At 70.5% G+C, this 15,290-nt stretch carries 17 protein-coding genes; 11 read left to right on the forward strand and 6 right to left on the reverse strand.

All coding sequences use genetic code 11. The annotated features are described in order from the left end of the window. A partial coding sequence (locus GEV10_28515; GenBank protein ID MQA82360.1) for an IS630 family transposase occupies positions 1–137 on the forward strand: 137 nt, incomplete at its 5' end. A gap of 28 nt (positions 138–165) precedes the next feature. On the opposite strand, the gene GEV10_28520 is transcribed toward GEV10_28515, so the two are convergent. Together GEV10_28520 and GEV10_28525 are read right to left on the reverse strand one after the other, a co-directional pair. Next, positions 166–777, reverse strand: coding sequence for a methylated-DNA--[protein]-cysteine S-methyltransferase (locus GEV10_28520; protein MQA82361.1), 612 nt, complete (start codon positions 775–777; stop codon positions 166–168). Next, positions 774–1,256: a sigma-70 family RNA polymerase sigma factor gene (locus GEV10_28525; GenBank protein MQA82362.1), complete on the reverse strand. Its 483-nt coding sequence runs from the start codon at positions 1,254–1,256 to the stop codon at positions 774–776. The genes GEV10_28520 and GEV10_28525 overlap by 4 nt, the downstream gene beginning before the upstream one ends. A 126-nt stretch (positions 1,257–1,382) precedes the next feature. On the opposite strand from GEV10_28525, the gene GEV10_28530 reads away from it, so the two are divergent. From GEV10_28530 to GEV10_28545, 4 genes are all read left to right on the forward strand, one after another. After that, positions 1,383–1,868, forward strand: coding sequence for a hypothetical protein (locus tag GEV10_28530; GenBank protein MQA82363.1), 486 nt, complete (start codon positions 1,383–1,385; stop codon positions 1,866–1,868). Positions 1,869–1,871: 3 nt separating this feature from the next. Further along, positions 1,872–2,183 carry a helix-turn-helix domain-containing protein gene (locus GEV10_28535; protein MQA82364.1) on the forward strand — a complete coding sequence of 104 codons (312 nt, stop codon included), beginning with the start codon at positions 1,872–1,874 and terminating at the stop codon, positions 2,181–2,183. Between the two features lie 126 nt (positions 2,184–2,309). Beyond that, entirely contained in the window at positions 2,310–3,425 is a 1,116-nt protein-coding gene (locus GEV10_28540; GenBank protein MQA82365.1) for a sensor histidine kinase, read from the forward strand. A gap of 100 nt (positions 3,426–3,525) precedes the next feature. Next, positions 3,526–4,179 (forward strand): response regulator, encoded by a 654-nt coding sequence (locus tag GEV10_28545; protein MQA82366.1) that lies wholly within the window; start codon positions 3,526–3,528, stop codon positions 4,177–4,179. A 137-nt stretch (positions 4,180–4,316) separates the two neighbouring features. On the opposite strand, the gene GEV10_28550 is transcribed toward GEV10_28545, so the two are convergent. The 3 genes from GEV10_28550 to GEV10_28560 all read right to left on the reverse strand — a co-directional run bounded on the left by GEV10_28550 (position 4,317) and on the right by GEV10_28560 (position 6,991). Then, positions 4,317–5,036, reverse strand: coding sequence for a hypothetical protein (locus GEV10_28550; protein MQA82367.1), 720 nt, complete (start codon positions 5,034–5,036; stop codon positions 4,317–4,319). A gap of 153 nt (positions 5,037–5,189) precedes the next feature. Next, a complete protein-coding gene (locus GEV10_28555; protein ID MQA82368.1) occupies positions 5,190–5,840 on the reverse strand; it encodes a response regulator in 651 nt (216 codons plus the stop codon). Continuing rightward, entirely contained in the window at positions 5,837–6,991 is a 1,155-nt protein-coding gene (locus GEV10_28560; GenBank protein MQA82369.1) for a hypothetical protein, read from the reverse strand. Before GEV10_28560 ends, GEV10_28555 begins: the two co-directional genes overlap by 4 nt. A gap of 128 nt (positions 6,992–7,119) precedes the next feature. Between GEV10_28560 and GEV10_28565 the strand changes: the two genes are divergently transcribed. The 3 genes from GEV10_28565 to GEV10_28575 are packed head-to-tail and all read left to right on the forward strand — an operon-like array spanning position 7,120 to position 9,867. Then, a complete protein-coding gene (locus tag GEV10_28565) occupies positions 7,120–7,833 on the forward strand; it encodes an ATP-binding cassette domain-containing protein (protein MQA82370.1) in 714 nt (237 codons plus the stop codon). After that, positions 7,830–8,612 carry an ABC transporter permease gene (locus GEV10_28570; GenBank protein ID MQA82371.1) on the forward strand — a complete coding sequence of 261 codons (783 nt, stop codon included), beginning with the start codon at positions 7,830–7,832 and terminating at the stop codon, positions 8,610–8,612. The genes GEV10_28565 and GEV10_28570 overlap by 4 nt, the downstream gene beginning before the upstream one ends. Before the next feature lies 1 nt (position 8,613). Further along, positions 8,614–9,867 (forward strand): erythromycin esterase family protein, encoded by a 1,254-nt coding sequence (locus tag GEV10_28575; protein ID MQA82372.1) that lies wholly within the window; start codon positions 8,614–8,616, stop codon positions 9,865–9,867. A gap of 40 nt (positions 9,868–9,907) precedes the next feature. Here the strand turns inward: GEV10_28575 and GEV10_28580 are convergent, their stop codons facing one another. Then, the gene (locus tag GEV10_28580) at positions 9,908–10,354 is read right to left on the reverse strand and encodes an AsnC family transcriptional regulator (protein MQA82373.1); all 447 of its coding nucleotides are present in this window, start codon (positions 10,352–10,354) and stop codon (positions 9,908–9,910) included. Positions 10,355–10,458: 104 nt separating this feature from the next. On the opposite strand from GEV10_28580, the gene GEV10_28585 reads away from it, so the two are divergent. The 3 genes from GEV10_28585 (at position 10,459) to GEV10_28595 (ending at position 15,125) form a co-directional block, all read left to right on the forward strand. After that, the gene (locus GEV10_28585; GenBank protein MQA82374.1) at positions 10,459–12,024 is read left to right on the forward strand and encodes an ABC transporter substrate-binding protein; all 1,566 of its coding nucleotides are present in this window, start codon (positions 10,459–10,461) and stop codon (positions 12,022–12,024) included. Positions 12,025–12,271: 247 nt separating this feature from the next. Further along, positions 12,272–13,624, forward strand: a complete 1,353-nt coding sequence (locus GEV10_28590) for a hypothetical protein (protein ID MQA82375.1) — start codon at positions 12,272–12,274, stop codon at positions 13,622–13,624. 31 nt (positions 13,625–13,655) lie between these two features. Next, the gene (locus GEV10_28595) at positions 13,656–15,125 is read left to right on the forward strand and encodes an amidohydrolase family protein (protein MQA82376.1); all 1,470 of its coding nucleotides are present in this window, start codon (positions 13,656–13,658) and stop codon (positions 15,123–15,125) included. The last annotated feature ends 165 nt before the right edge of the window (positions 15,126–15,290 follow it).

A 15,290-nucleotide genomic window follows, 5' to 3' on the forward strand; every position in this document is an offset into this window, starting at 1 on the left:
CACTGGAGAAAGACGTCCGCGAATGGATCAAGATGTGGAACGAGGACCCGAAACCGTTCGTGTGGAAGAAGACCGCGGAGGAAATCCTCGACTCCCTCGCACGATATATCACACGAATTTCCGGCGGGCGACACTAGGTGCGCGAGGTGATCGGCGTACTCCTCGTCAGGCGGCAGCCTCGAGGGTGAGCAGCGCGTGCTTGGCCTCGTCGCCTCCCGCGTACCTGCCGAGCGAGCCGTCGGAGCGGACCACCCGGTGGCAGGGCACCACGACGGGCAGCGGGTTGGTCGCGCACGCCGTGCCCACGGCCCGGACCGCCTTCGGGTTGCCGACGGCCGCCGCGATCTCGGCGTAGGTGGCGGTGTGCCCGTACCCGATCGAGGGCAGCCGCGCCTGCACCTCCCTGCGGAAGCCCGACGACAGGCGCCGGTCGAGAGGCAGCTCGAAGGCCGTCCGCCGGCCGGCGAAGTACTCCTCCAGCTGACGGCTCGCGTCGTCGAGACGTCCCGGCGCCCGCAGGATGCGCGGGCTCACGGTGGTGGCGAGAGTCGCCAGCACCCCGTCGTGGCCCTCCCGCGCGTACGCGACCCGCACCAGCCCTTCGCCGGTCGCGGCGAGCAGCAGCGAACCCACCGGGGAGTCGAACGTGCGGTACGCGACGTCGAGCAGGCCGTCGCGCTCGGCGGCGTCGACCAGCCGGTCGTGCAGCCTGGCGTTCGCCTCCTCGTCGACGAGCGGCAGCGCGCCGAGCAGGTCCGTGGTGTTCTCGGTGTTCATGATGGTGCTCCTCCCTTGGCATATCCGGCGCGCAGGTTCGCGATGCCGTCGGCCGCCGCCCTGCGAGCGGCGTCCTCGCTGCCGCCGACGACGGCGGCGACCTCCCGGTACGGCAGGCCCGCGACGTGGTGGTAGGCCACGGCGAGCCGCTGCTTCTCCGGCAACGCGGCCAGGGCCCGCCACAGGTCGCCGTCCCAGTCCTCCGGCCGCCCCTCGCCCGTCGGACGCTCGGGCAGCCGGTCGACCGCGACCGGCAGGCGGCTCCGCGCCCGGGTCACGTCGATCGCCTTGCGGTGGGCGATCGTGACGAGCCAGGCCTCGACGTTCGCGTCGCCGGGCAGGTCGGGGTAGGCGCGGAGCGCCGCGAGGAACGTGTCGGACCAGGCGTCCTCCGCGTCCGCAGGACCGAGCACGGCACGACAGACGCGCAGCACGGTCGGACCGTACGTCGTGACGAGCTGCTCGAACGGTCGCTTCATATCCCGTAGACGTCCTCGCCGGCCGGAACGTGAGGTGGCGGCCGGCAGCGTACCGGGGAGGCTACTTTCCATCATGGAAAGAATATGCTACTTTCCATGATGGAAAGCATGTGAAAGGAGTGACTCATGATGGTGGATCCACAAGAAGCCCGCTCGGCATTGGGCGACGTCGGAGCACGACAGCACGACACGCACGAACAGCTGGCTTTCGCGCAGCCACCCTGGTGGCAGGGCGTCCTGGTGGTGGCGGGCTACTTCCTCGTGGCGGCGGGCGGCGAGTTCGCACCGGCCGTGCGGCTGGTCATGACCGTGACGGGCTTCGCGCTGATCGGCATGGGCCTCGTCGTCGCCGCCGTCACCACGAGGCGCACGGCGGTCCGCGGGCCGCGCCGCTACTGGACCGTGCCGCGGGTACTCGTGGTGGTCGTGGCGGTCGTCGCGATGATCGTGATCAACCTCTTCGCGCGCCAACTGGCCTTCGAGGTCACCGACGGCGGCCTCGTGTCCGTCCTAGCGGCCGTGCCGAGCACCCTCGTCCTGGTGGTGCTGATGGCCTGGCTGTACCGCGGCTACTACGCGCACCGCGCGGCCGTCGGCTCGAGACGTCACTGAACGATGGCCACGGCACGCTTCGACGAGCTGATCCACGCGCCGGCTCGGTTGTCGATCATGGCCCTGCTCGCACCGGCGAAGGGGGTCGAGTTCCGGTTCGTACGCGACCGCCTGGAGCTGAGCGACTCGGCTCTCTCCAAGCACGTGAGCGCGTTGCAGGCGGCCGGCTACCTCAGCGTCCGCAAGGAGAAGCTCGGCAGGGGCCTGCGCCGCACCTGGCTCGACCTCACCAACGAGGGCCTCGCCGCGTTCGAGGGGCACGTGACCGCGCTGGAGGAGATCGTCGGGCGGGCACGAATCCCCCCGGCGACCTGAGGCACCCGTCCCGACACCCGCCCCCTACGCTCGCCGACGTATGCGCACCACCGTCCGGCAACGGACGCCGGCGGCGTGATCGTCGCCGATGCTGGGCGTCATGGGCATGATGAGGTCGTGGGAGCGATGAAGGTCACGAGGGCGTTGTTGAACGACGCCGTCGCCGCGGTCGTACTCGCGGTGGCGGGTGTCCTCACCACGCTGCCCATCGACATCTTCCAGGAGGAGGACCGGCTCCTCGACCCGCTGGCCTACATCCTCGTCGCCGGCGTCGGACTGTCCCTCGTGGCGCGCCGGCAGTGGCCGATCGTCGCGCTCATCGTGGCCACGCTCCTCACGACGACCTACCTCACCATCGGGTATCCGTACGGCTCGATCATGTTCCTGTACGCGATCGCGACCTACTCGCTCGCGCGGCACCGGCCACTCGCCCACGGCCTTCCGTACGCGCTGGGCTCGCTCGTCGTGCTGCTGATCCACATCTTCTTCAACAACACGGCGTTGGAGGGCTTCGCCGGCTTCGGCCCTGCGACCGCCTGGATGGCGCTGCCGTTCGCGATCGGCGTCGCCGTCCGCCTGACCAGGGAGGCGACCGAGCGGGCACGCCAGGAGACCCTGCGGCAGCACATCAACGACGAGCGGCTGCGCGTCGCGCAGGAGGTGCACGACATCGTGGGCCACGGCCTCGCGGCGATCAAGATGCAGGCCGACGTGGCGTTGCACGTCCTCGCGAAGAAGCCGGACCAGGCCGAGGTCGCGCTGGAGACGATCAGCCGGACGAGCTCGCAGGCCCTCGACGAGCTGCGCGCGACGCTTGCCTTGGTGCGCAGGACCGAGGAGGAATCGATGCGCGCGCCGGCCCCGAGCCTGGCCCGGCTCGACGACCTGCGGTCGCGGATGTCCGGCGCCGGCGTCACGGTGTCGTTCGACACGACGGGAGAGGCACGTCCCCTCCCGGCGATCGTCGACCTGACGGGCTACCGGATCGTGCAGGAGTCGCTGACCAACGTCCTCAAGCACAGCGGGTCGGGCAACGCCGCCGTCACCGTCGCGTACGAGCCCGACGCCGTCGGCATCGTGGTGTCGAATACAGTGAACGGGGCACCGGGTCCCGGCGGCGGGCTCGGCATCCCCGGCATGCGGGAACGCGTGCACACCCTGGGCGGGGTGTTCTCGGCGGGCGCAACCGCCGAGGGCCGTTTCGAGGTCCGTGCCAGCATCCCGACCGGAGGACATCCATGACCGTGTCGCCCGCCGCCCTCCGCTCCGCTCCTCGCTCGGAGAGCGCACGGGCGCTCACCGTGCTCCGAACCGCTGCGATGCTCACTCTGGAGGCCGGCTCATGATCTCGGTGCTCATCGTCGACGACCAGGACGTCGTCCGGATCGGCCTGCGCACCCTGATCGAGAACGAGGACGACCTCTCCTGCGTCGGCGAGGCGGCCGACGGCGTGGCCGCGGTCACCGCCGCCCGGGAGACGAAGCCCGACGTGATCCTGATGGACATCCGCATGCCGGGAGTCGACGGGCTCGTCGCGACCAAGCGGATCATCGACGACCCCGACCTCACGACGACCAGGGTCATCGTCGTCACGACGTTCGAGCACGACGAGTACGTCTTCGACGCGCTCCGCTACGGCGCGAGCGGCTTCCTGCTCAAGGACACCCACCCGGCCGAGCTGCTGCAGGCGATCCGGCTGGTGGCCGAGGGAGGCGCGTTGCTCTCGCCCTCGGTGACCCGCCGCGTCGTCCACGAGTTCGTCTCGCGGTCGCCCCGGTCGGTGAAGCCGCACCCGAACCTGCCCACCCTCACACAGCGCGAGCGCGAGGTCGTCGGCCTCGTCGGCGAGGGCCTCAACAACGACGAGATCGCCGAACGGCTGGTCGTCAGTTCTGCCACCGCCCGCACCCACGTGAGCCGGGCGATGATCAAGCTCGGCGCGCGCGACCGCGCGCAGCTCGTCGTCTTCGCCTACCAGTCCGGACTCGTCGACTAGCGCTCCGTGCCGCGCCGTCTGCGCCACGGCCGGCCCGCCGGAGCTTCACCTCACCGACGTGGACTTCACCTCGTCCCGGCACGAGGTGAAGTCCACGTTGATCACGTGAACGTGATCAAACGGCGCAGGCGGCGAGCTCACCGCTCGGGCGTGAGCGACCTCCGGGTGCCGACCAGCAGGGTGATCCCCGCCACGACGCACCAGATCATGCCGAGCATCCGGCCGACCGGCAGGAAGGCCGACGCCAGGTAGACGAACACCGACAGGATCGACAGGATCGCCGGAACCGCGGCGACGTACCCGTACCACCGGACGCCGCGCGGCAGCGCCTTCGCCGAACCGAGTGCGACCGCACCTACGAACAGGCCGAGGGCCACGACGTGCGAGACGCCGCCGGTGACGAAGTTCAGCGTACGGACGGTGTCGACGACACCCAGGTCCCAGCTGCCCGCGAACGCGGTCAGCGAGAACCCGAGCAGCGCGGACACCAGCAGGCTCGCCCCGGCGAGGACGCCGGCGACCGGCACCATGCGCGAGAACACGGCACCGTCACCCGCCACCTGCCTGACCCGAGCCGCCATGGCCGGGACGAAGACGAGCAGCGAGAGCGCTGCGAGCAGCTGGACGGTGCTCACCAGCGACGTCGACAACGGGTTGGCCACGTGGTAGCGCACGACGTCCCCTGCCGGGTTGCCCGGCATCGGGAGCGCGCCGTTCGCCAACTGCCCGCGGATGACGTCGCCAGCGATGAAGAACACGAAGAAGAGGATGCCCGCGATGCCACGCGGGTCACGCTGTCGCTTCGCGGTCGGGGATACGGCCGAGTCGACCGGCGAGGCTTTGCTGGACACAGACACGATGACTCCTCCAGAGTCGAGGGTGATCGACATCCGCTCCGGACGTCTGCTGCCACGATGTCCCGGCCGGGGCGAGGTGACGTCCGTCGCGGAACGACTCACCCCGTACGCAGCTCGACGTAGCCGAGGCGCGGACCCGAGGTCACCGGCGTCTCACAGCAAGCCGGCGTCCCTGACCTTCATCGCCACGTGGACGCGAGTGTCGGTCTCGAGCTTGCTGAAGATCCGCGTCATGTTCGCCTTCACGGTCGCGACGCTCATATAGAGCCGTTCGGCGATCTCGGCGTTCGAGCTGCCGCGTGCCACCTCGATCGCGACCTCGCGCTCCCGATCGGTGAGCCGGTCGAGCTCACGCCGCGCCTCCGGTCTCCGTGGCGCCTGTCCGCCACTCGTCGCCGCGGTCATGACCTGACGCATCACGCTCGGCGACAACACCGGCTCACCCCGAGCCACACTGCGCACGGCCTCGATCATCCGCGGCGGCGGCGTGTCCTTCAACACGAAGCCCGCGGCGCCGATCTGGACGGCACGCAGCACCAGGTCGTCGGTGTCGAACGTCGTCAGCACGAGGATCCGAGGCGGCTCGGGCTCGGCGAGCAACAACTCGGTCGTGACCAGACCGTCCTGGTGCGGCATCCGGATGTCCATCAGCACGACCTCGGGTCTGAGGTCGCGGATGATCCCGAGCGCCTGCCTGCCGTCCTCCGCCTCACCGACGATCTCGAGGTCGGCCTCGCCGCCGAGGATGAGGCGCAGGCCGGTACGCACCATCGCGTCGTCGTCCACGATCACCAGTCGCGTCACAGCACATCAGCCTTCCACGGCAACCACGTGTCGAGGACGAAGCGCCCGTCACGGTCGGTGTAGCTGAGGGTCCCCCCCGCCATCCGGGTCCGTTCGGCCAGCCCGATCAGACCGAGCCGTCCGCCTGCGCCGGCGGACGTGGCGAACACCGTCGGGTTGCTCACCTGGATCCGCAGACCGTCGCCGGGACGGCCGGTGAGCTCGGCGCGTACCTTGCTGCCAGGTGCGTGCTTGCGCGCGTTGGTCATGGCCTCCTGCACGATCCGGTATGCGTGCCGTGCGGTCTGCGTCGGCAGCAGCTCGCGGCGGTCGATGTCGACCTCGACGTCGACCTGCTGACCGGCCGCCCGCACGTCGGCGAAGAGCGTGTCCAGGCCGGCGAGCGTCGGCTGCGGCGCCTCTGGAGTGCCGTCGCGCCGGAGCGAGCCGAGCACGGCGCGCAGCTCGTCCAGCGACGCGTGCGCGTTCTGCTGGATGGCCAGCGCGGTCTCGCGGGTCTCCTCGGCGCTGAGATCGGTGCGGTATGCGAGTCCGCCGGCGAGCATCGACAGCAACGAGATCCGGTGGGCGAGGACGTCGTGCATCTCCCTGGCGATCTGCGCGCGCTCGGCGAGCTTGGCCTGTTCGATCCGCTGCAGCTGCTCCCGCTCCGCGGTGAGCTCGGCGACGCGACGCGACTCGGCCAGGTCGCGGTGGCTGCGCAGGTAGAGGCCGAGCACCGTCAGGCCGCCGAGGGCGGCCGAGCCTGTGGACATCCCGACGACGGTGGTCTGGTCGACGCCGTACCGGGTGCTCTGCACGCCGAGGAACAGCAGGCTCGCGATCGCGACCGGCACGATCTGGCGCCACCTGCGGTGCGTGCACAACGAGACGTAGGCGACCCAGGCCGGTCCCGCGGCGGTGGTGGAGAAGGCGGTGAGCGCGGCGGTGGCGAGCGCGACCTGCCAGGGCCGGCGACGCCGCCACCGGATCAGGACCAGGCCGACCGCGCCCAGCCCGACGTCGACGAGCACCATCGGGAGCTTGCCGGTGTCGCGCATGAGCACCACGACGAGGATGACGCCGTAGAACGTCACCGGCACGAGCGCGCAGGCGTAGCGCAACGCGATCTCCGCGCGCCCCAGGGGCGACTGCTCCGTCCTGACCTCCACGACCCACAGCCTAGGGACCGCGGGCTCCGGGCGTGAGCGACCTGAGTCGACGTCGGGGTAGACCCAGGTCGATCGACGATCGACCTGGGTCCGATGACCGCCGGCCGCGAATCGCGTGGACTTGACGCATGATCGAATTCACGCGAGTCAGCAAGCGCTACGGCAACGTGCAGGCGCTCGACGACCTTTCCTTCACCGTGGCGCCGGGGAGCATCACCGGGTTCCTCGGGCCCAACGGCGCGGGCAAGTCGACCGCCCTGCGGATCCTGGTCGGGCTCACCCGACCGACGTCCGGCTCGGCGACCGTGCTCGGCCGCCCGTACACCGCACTCGCCCGACCCGGCGCGCTCGTCGGCACCCTGCTCGACGCCGGTGCCGTCCACCCGGGGCGCACCGGGCGGGAGACCCTGACCCTCGGCGCGATGATGCTCGACCTGCCGCCGTCCCGCGTCGACGAGGTGCTCGAGATCGTCGGACTGACCGGCAAGGAGGCCCGGCGCGGCGTCGGCGGCTACTCCCTCGGCATGCGGCAGCGCCTCGGCATCGGCCACGCCCTGCTCGGGCGCCCGCGGGTGCTGGTGCTCGACGAACCCGCCAACGGCCTCGATCCGCAGGGCACGCGCTGGATGCGCGGGCTGCTGCGCGCGCTCGCCGACGCGGGGTGCGCGGTGCTGCTCAGCTCGCACCAGCTGCACGAGGTCGAGCAGATCGCCGACCGGGTCGTGATGATCGGCCGCGGCCGTGTCCTCGCCCAGGGAACCGTCGCCGAGCTCGACCGGGGCCGCGGCCTCGAACAGACCTTCCTCGACCTCACCGCGGACACGGATCGGAGCGCAGCATGACCGACACCACCCTGCTCACGGAGACCGGCGCCGCGAGCGTCGCCGAACGACCGGCGCTCCCCTTCGGCCGGCTGCTGGCCGTCGAGGTCCGCAAGCTGCTCGACACCCGGATCAGCAAGATCCTGCTGGCGATCCTCGCCGCCCTGACGGTCGCGTCCATCACCGCACGCGGCATGGTGGCCGGGCCGGACCTGGAACTCCTCGTCCGCACCGCGGCGATCGGGTTCGGCACGCTGCTCCCCGTCCTCGGCATCCTCTCGGTCACCAGCGAGTGGAGCCAGCGCACCGTGCTCACGACGTTCGCGCTCGAACCGCGCCGCGGGCGGGTCCTCGCGGCCAAGTGCCTGCCCCCGTTGCTGCTGGCCGTCGTCGCCTCGGTGACCGCGATCGTCGTCGCGGTGCCGGTGACCGCGACGGTGGCCATGGTCCAGGGCGAGCCGGCGGCCTGGGACGTGGCGCCGCTCGCGCTGCTCGGGTGGACGGCGACGAACGTCCTGGTCGTCGCCATGGGCATGGCCCTCGGCATGCTGTTGCTCAACGCACCGGCCGCGATCGTGATCTGCCTGTCGACGGTCGTGCTGTGGACGGGCGTCGGCAGGCTCGGCTCGGTCGGCGCGTTCCTGACCGAGTGGCTCGCCCTGAACACCGCGGCCATACCGCTCGCCGCCGCGGACATGACCAGCGGCGATCTCGCACGCCTGGCCACGGCGGTCACCTTCTGGATCGTGATCCCGCTGACCCTCGGTGCCGTGCGGGTGATCCGCAAGGAGGTGCGCTGACATGCCGAGCGCGATCATCCGCATGTTTCTCGCGGTCGCGGCGTTGCTCACGGCGGTAGGATGCGCGGGCGTGGACACCTCGCGTGTGACGGCCGACGCGGTCGTCCCGCTCGACCGCGCACCGCTCGACCGCGCCGCGGGAAAGCGGATCGTGGGCATCGGCGAGGCGACCCACGGCAACAAGGAGTTCGTCGAGATCCGTCTCGCGCTCGTCCAGCGGCTCGTCCGGGAGCACGGCTTCCGCACGCTGGCCCTGGAGGCCGACTTCGGGGGCACGGCCACCGCGGACGACTACGTACGGAACGGCAGGGGCACGGCGGAACGCGCCGCGAAGGCGCTCGGCTTCGACGTCTACCGCACTCGGGAGACGGCGGACCTCCTCGCGTGGCTGCACGAGCACAACGCCGGCGTCCCGCGAGACGAACAGGTGCGTCTGTACGGATTCGACATGCAGCGGTACGACCAGAACAAGCGGTGGCTGTTGCGGTACCTCACGAAGGTCGACCCGGCCGAGGTCACCTCGGCCGAGAAGTCGCTGGCCCCGCTCACCGACGCCACCAGGTCCACGCAGGACGAGGCGAAGGTCGAGGCCGGCGAGAGGGCCGCACGGCGGCTCATGACGCGACTGGAGGACGACGAGAAGGCGTACGTGGCGAAGGACTCCGCCGACGCGTTCACGCGCGCGGTGCATCACGCCCAGACGATCCAACGCGGCGCGGCACTGCAATTGTCCGGCAACGACTACGCGCGCAAGCGCGACGCGTGGATGGCCCAGAACGTCGAGTGGATCGTCGACCACGAGGCCGACCAGGGACGGGAGAAGATCGTGCTCGGGGGCCACAACGGACACATCGAGAAGACCGGCGCCGCGTACGACTTCGCGTCGATGGGCGAGCGCCTGACCGCGAAGTACGGTGACGGCTACTTCACCGTCGGCACCGAGTTCGGGACGAGCACCTTCGTCAGCGCCGACGCCGGGTCCGGCGAGCGCAGGCGGTTCACGGTGAGCCACGACACCCCGCTGGCGAAGCTGTTCGGCGACGAACGTTCCGGCTACGTCGACATCGCGCGGGCCTCGGAGCGGGCAGGTAACCGTGAGCTGCTCGCCAGCGAGGTCCGGATGGGCAGCGTCGGTGACAGCTTCCGGTCGATCTACGGGCACCTGCGCTGGAGCTACACCGTGCCGATGGTGCCGGCGAAGGCGTACGACGCCTTGGTGTACGTCCCGCAGGCGACTCCGGTCACCCCGCTGTGACGGATCGCAGGGGCCGACCGGCACACCGCCTCGTCAGACACTAGCCGCGACGCTCCACGAGCCGGGAGAGCACGATGTTGGTCTTGGTGTGCTCGACGATCCCGTCCCCGTAGAGCTTGAGCAGGAAGCGTTCGAGGTCCGCGGCGTCGCGCAGCCGTGCGCGGACGATGACGTCGGCCTCTCCCCCGACGTTCCAGGCCTCGAGCACCTCGGGCTCCCGGCTCAGGATCTCGGCGAGCGCGTCACGGGTCGTGGCGCGCAGGGGTCCGCAGTAGCAGAGCAGCAGCACCTCGAGGTTCCAACCGAGTGCCGCATGGTTGACCGAGGTGGAGAAGCCCGCGATCGCTCCTCCGGCGCGCAGCCGGTCGACCCGGCGCTTCACCGCGGGCGGCGACAGGTTCACGTCCCGCGCGATGTCCGCGTACGACCGCCGAGCGTCCTCGGTCAGGTGCGCAATGATCGTTCGATCGATGCCGTCCAGACGCACGATTCAGATCATATCCCCGTCCGATTCTTCATTGACCCACGTCTGTCCGTTCGGGAAGAGTTGTCGCGACACGACGCGGCGCCGCCCGCGGCGAAGGGAACCCGATGCGACCCGTGGCTTGGCTGACCGCCCTCCTGCTCACCGCGACCGTCGTCCTCGCCGGCTGTGGCGGCGAGGACGACAGCACGGCGTCGTCGTTCTCCGTCGGCGAGCTCGACCCCGACTTCCTCACCCCGGGACGCACGACCGGCGCATTCGACCAGATCCACGCGCTCTTCACACCGCTCACCAAGGTCGACAGGGACAACAAGGTCGTCAACCAGATGGCCGAGTCCATCACGAGCGACGACCGGCGCACCTGGACCATCAAGGTCAAGCAGGGTTGGACGTTCCACGACAAGTCCCCGGTGACGGCGCACAGCTTCGTCGACGCCTGGAACTGGACGGCCTACGCGCCGAACGGCTGGGCCAACAACGGCGATCTGTCGATCATCGAGGGCTGGGACGCGCTCAACACCACCGAGGGCAAGCCGAAGACCAAGGAGATGACCGGCGCGAAGGTCGTCGACGACCACACCATTGAGGCCACGCTGGTGCTGCCCAACAGCCAGTTCCCGCTCCTGCTCACGAAGATGGGGTTCTACCCGCTGCCGGAGGTCGCGTTCGAGGACTTCGGCGCGTACGAAAAGCGTCCGATCGGCAACGGTCCCTACCGCATGGCCGGCGACTGGGTCCACAACCGGTCGATCAGGGTGCAGCGGTTCGCCGGTTACCAGGGTCAGCGTCCGAAGACCGACCGCATCGAGTTCAAGATCTACAGCGACGTCAAGACCGGCTACACCGATCTCCAGGCCGGCAACCTCGACATCGTGAACGTCGGGCAGGACCAGTACGGCCAGGCGAAGAGGGACTTCCCGGACAGCTTCACGGCGTTCGACGCACCCGCCATCGACTACCTCGGCTTCCCGCTGTTCGACAAGCGGTACGCCGACAAGCGTCTGCGGCAGGCGATCTCGCTCGCGATCGACAGGAAAGCCATCAACAAGGCCCTGTTCGCCGACGTCATGACGCCTGCCACGTCACTCGTGGCGAGCTCGTCCATCGGCGCCGAGCAGGACACCTGCGAGTACTGCCGGTTCGACCCCGCCGAGGCGAGGAAGCTGCTCGCCGAGGCCGGCGGCTGGTCGGGCCAGCTCACGATCTGGTACCCGTCGGGCGCCGGGTACGACGCGATGTTCGAGGCCATCGCCAACCAGATCCGCGAGAACCTCGGCATCACCGACATCTCGCTGAAGACGCAGACGTTCCCGCAGTTCCTGCAGAACCTCACGAAACAGAAGCTCCACGGCGTCCTGCGCGGGCACTGGGGCGCCACCCACCCGAGCATGCAGGACACCCTGAGCAACCTCTTCACCAAGGGCGGCGGCACCTACTACTCCACCAACTACACCAGCGACGACGTGCTCGACCTCATCCACCAGGGCGACCGGGCACCCTCGGTCGAGGCCGCCGTGCCGTCGTACCTGAAGGCGGAGCAGCGGATCCTCGACGACTTCCCCACCGTGCCGCTCTTCGGCGCGAAGTACGTCTACGTCCACTCCGACCGCGTCGACGACGTCGTCATCGACGTCAACCAGATCGAGCTCGCCGACGTGACCGTCGCCAAGTGAACGCCCCCCGAACCGAGAGGAGAGAACCGATCGACGCCGCGCTGGCAGCAGAGCTGGACACCGTTCCCGACCTCACCGCCTTCGCCACCGCCGACGAGCTGGCGGTAGTGAAGGAGCTGACGAGCGAGCCGGAGGTAGGGGCCGCGACGCCTGCCTGACCGGGCAGCCGGCTGCCGCGGCACCTGCCGGAGGGGAGAGAGGAAGCGATCACGTGACAGGCACCGACTGAACCGAGAGGAGAGACCCGATCGACGCCGCGCTGGCAGCAGAGCTGGACACCGTTCCCGACCTCACCGCCTTCGCCACCGCCGACGAGCTGGCGGTGGAGTTCGACCGCCTCGCCGAGGCGTACGCCGACGCCTGCACGCTGACCAGGATCGGCACGTCGCGGCTCGGCGAGCCGTTGCGCTGCCTCACCGTCGGCGACGGCCCGCGGGCCGCGATCGTCTTCGCGATGCCGCATCCGAACGAACCAGTCGGCGGACTCACGACGATCCAGCTCGCCAGACGGCTGTGCGAGGACACCGCGCTCCGGCAGCGCACCGGCTACACCTGGCACATCGTGCCGTGCATCGACCCGGACGGCATGCGCCTCAACGAGGGCTGGTTGCACGGCCCCTTCACCCGCACCCACTACGCACGCAACTTCTACCGTCCCGCGCCCGACGAGCAGGTCGACTGGACGTTCCCCTACGCGTACAAGCAGGCGTACTTCGACCGGGTGATGCCGGAGACGGTGGCACTGATGCGGCTCATCGACACGGTGCGACCGGCGTTCCTCTGCTCGCTGCACAACGGCGAGCTCGGCGGCGTCTACTACTACGTCTCGACCGAGCTGCCCGACCTCTACCCCGTCCTGCAGGAGATCCCCACGCACCTCGGCCTGCCGCTCGACACCGGCGAGCCGGAGGCGCCGTACATCGAGCGGCTCGCCACGGCGGTCTACCACACGTTCAGCCCGACCACCGCGTACGACTACGCCGAGCGGCACGGGCTCGAGCTCCCGTCCGGCGGGTCGGGCGACACCAGCACCGGCTACTCCCGCAGGTACGGCACGCTCAGTCTCGTCAGCGAGGTGCCGTACTGGACCGATCCGCGCGTCGGCGACACGTCGCCGAGCGACACGTCGTACGCGACCGCCCTGCGCAGGCAGGCGAAGGCGATCACCCACCTGAGCGACCTGCTGACCGAGACGATGGAGGCCGTCGCGCCCGACCTCGTGTCGAGCTCGCCGTACCTGCGGGCGACGCGCGCGTTCGCGCCGCTCATCGGCAGGGGTGCGACCGAGAGCGCGCACCGCGCCGGGCTGCCGGAGAACGACCGCCCGGCGACCGTCGCGGAGGAGTTCTCGCTCGACGACTTCGTGCACTGCTTCCGCCTCCGCTACGCGGGCATGCTCGTCCGCGCGCTCGACGGCGAGATCGGCATCGGCAACTCCACCCCCGCCATCAGGGAGCGGCGTGCCGTGCTCGGCGAGGTCTACGACGCCTGGTGCGACGAGGCCGAGCGGGCGAGCGCCGCGGAGCCGATCCCGATCCGCAAGCTCGTGGCGACGCAGTACGGCGCCGTCCTCGCGACGGCCACGGCCGGTCCCCAGTGAGTTGTCCAGCTGAACCACCCACGGAGGAGACATGAACGCACCGGACATCGAGCTGCGTGACGTGCGGCTCGGGCCCGGCGGGCCGATCGGTTGCGTGCGCGTCGTCGGCGGACGCGTCGTCGAGATCGGCGCGAACCCCGACCCGTCCGCGGACTGCTGGTACGACGGCGGCGGGCGCACGGTGCTGCCGGGCCTGCGTGACGCACACACGCACATGGTGCAGTGGGCGACCGCGCGGCGCCGGGTCGACGTCTCGTCCGCGCAGTCCCCACGGGAGGCGGTCGACCTCGTCGTCGCCGCGCCGCGCGACGACAAGGTGGTGGTGGGCCACGGCTTCAGGGACGCGACGTGGTCGGAGACGCCGCACAAGGACCTGTGGGAGCGCGCCCTGCCCGGCGTCCCCGTCATGCTCCTCGGCAACGACCTGCACACCGCGTGGCTGAGCCCGGCCGCGCTCGCCCTCGTCGGCCGGCCGGAGCATCCGACCGGGGTGCTGGTCGAGCAGGAGTGCTACGCCGCCGCCGTTGCCCTCCCGCAGACCGGCGCCGACCGGCTCGACCGCCTCGTCGCCGACGCCGCGGCCGCGGCCGCGGCGCGCGGGATCACCGGGATCCTCGACTTCGAGTACGCCGACAACGTCACCGACTGGCTGCGCAGGGCCGCGGCGTACGACGTGCCGTTGCGGGTGACGTGCGCGATCCCCGCCGACCGCGTCGACGAGGCGATCGAGCGCGGTCTGCGCACCGGTGACCTGCCCGCCGAGGGAGGCGGCCGGGTGCGGGTGGGACCGGTCAAGCTGTTCGCCGACGGCTCGCTCAACACCCGTACCGCACTGTGCGACGCGCCGTACGCCAGCGCGGTCACCGACCACCCGCACGGGCGGATGGAGCTCGCACCCGACGAGCTCGAACGCCGGATGCGCCACGCCTGGGACGGCGGCCTGCACCTCGCCGTCCACGCGATCGGCGACCACGCCAACGCGATCGTCCTCGACGCGTTCGAGCGGATCGGCTGCCCGGGCCGGATCGAGCACGCGCAACTCGTCCGTCCCGGCGACCTCCACCGGTTCGCGCGTCCCGGCCTCGTCGCCGGCGTCCAGCCGGCGCACCAGCCGGACGACCGCGACGTCGCGGACCTGTGCTGGCCGCAGGTGGCGCAGCACGCCTTCCCCTACGGGGCGCTGCACGCCGCCGGCGCCACCCTGGAGTTCGGCTCCGACGCCCCGGTCGCGCCGCTCGACCCGTGGGACGGCATCGCGTCGGCGGTCGCCCGTACCGACGACGACCGGCCGCCGTGGCACCCGGAGCAGGCGATGCCGTTCGAGGCCGCACTCGCCGCCAGCTGCGGCGGCCGCACGGCCGTCACGGTCGGCGACACCGCCGACCTCGTCCTGGTGGACGACGACCCGGGCACGCTGACCCCGCACGACCTCCGCGACATAGGCGTCCACGCGACCATGCTCGGCGGTAGGTGGACGTACGGCCCGGAGGCGCGGCGCTGAACCCGTGAGGGGCACCCTCACCGCGCCATGGAGGCTGTTGCGTTTTCGGGCGACTCGGCTTGATGATCTTGGTGGTGTCGGGACTGTGTTGCCAGGATGTTGTGATGGCGAGGGATTTCCGACCTGTTGATCGTGACCAGCAGTTCTTGTTGCCGCCGGATATGC

It is taken from the genome of Streptosporangiales bacterium, from assembly GCA_009379955.1.
GTDB lineage: Bacteria > Actinomycetota > Actinomycetes > Streptosporangiales > WHST01 > WHST01.

What these genes read in the sequence shown, in the direction of transcription:
- GEV10_28520 (MQA82361.1), bottom strand. Translation starts at nt 777, where the DNA reads ATGAACACCGAGAACACCACGGACCTGCTCGGCGCGCTGCCGCTCGTC.
- GEV10_28525 (MQA82362.1), bottom strand. Translation starts at nt 1,256, where the DNA reads ATGAAGCGACCGTTCGAGCAGCTCGTCACGACGTACGGTCCGACCGTG.
- GEV10_28530 (MQA82363.1), top strand. Translation starts at nt 1,383, where the DNA reads ATGATGGTGGATCCACAAGAAGCCCGCTCGGCATTGGGCGACGTCGGA.
- GEV10_28535 (MQA82364.1), top strand. Translation starts at nt 1,872, where the DNA reads ATGGCCACGGCACGCTTCGACGAGCTGATCCACGCGCCGGCTCGGTTG.
- GEV10_28540 (MQA82365.1), top strand. Translation starts at nt 2,310, where the DNA reads ATGAAGGTCACGAGGGCGTTGTTGAACGACGCCGTCGCCGCGGTCGTA.
- GEV10_28545 (MQA82366.1), top strand. Translation starts at nt 3,526, where the DNA reads ATGATCTCGGTGCTCATCGTCGACGACCAGGACGTCGTCCGGATCGGC.
- GEV10_28565 (MQA82370.1), top strand. Translation starts at nt 7,120, where the DNA reads ATGATCGAATTCACGCGAGTCAGCAAGCGCTACGGCAACGTGCAGGCG.
- GEV10_28570 (MQA82371.1), top strand. Translation starts at nt 7,830, where the DNA reads ATGACCGACACCACCCTGCTCACGGAGACCGGCGCCGCGAGCGTCGCC.
- GEV10_28575 (MQA82372.1), top strand. Translation starts at nt 8,614, where the DNA reads ATGCCGAGCGCGATCATCCGCATGTTTCTCGCGGTCGCGGCGTTGCTC.
- GEV10_28585 (MQA82374.1), top strand. Translation starts at nt 10,459, where the DNA reads ATGCGACCCGTGGCTTGGCTGACCGCCCTCCTGCTCACCGCGACCGTC.
- GEV10_28595 (MQA82376.1), top strand. Translation starts at nt 13,656, where the DNA reads ATGAACGCACCGGACATCGAGCTGCGTGACGTGCGGCTCGGGCCCGGC.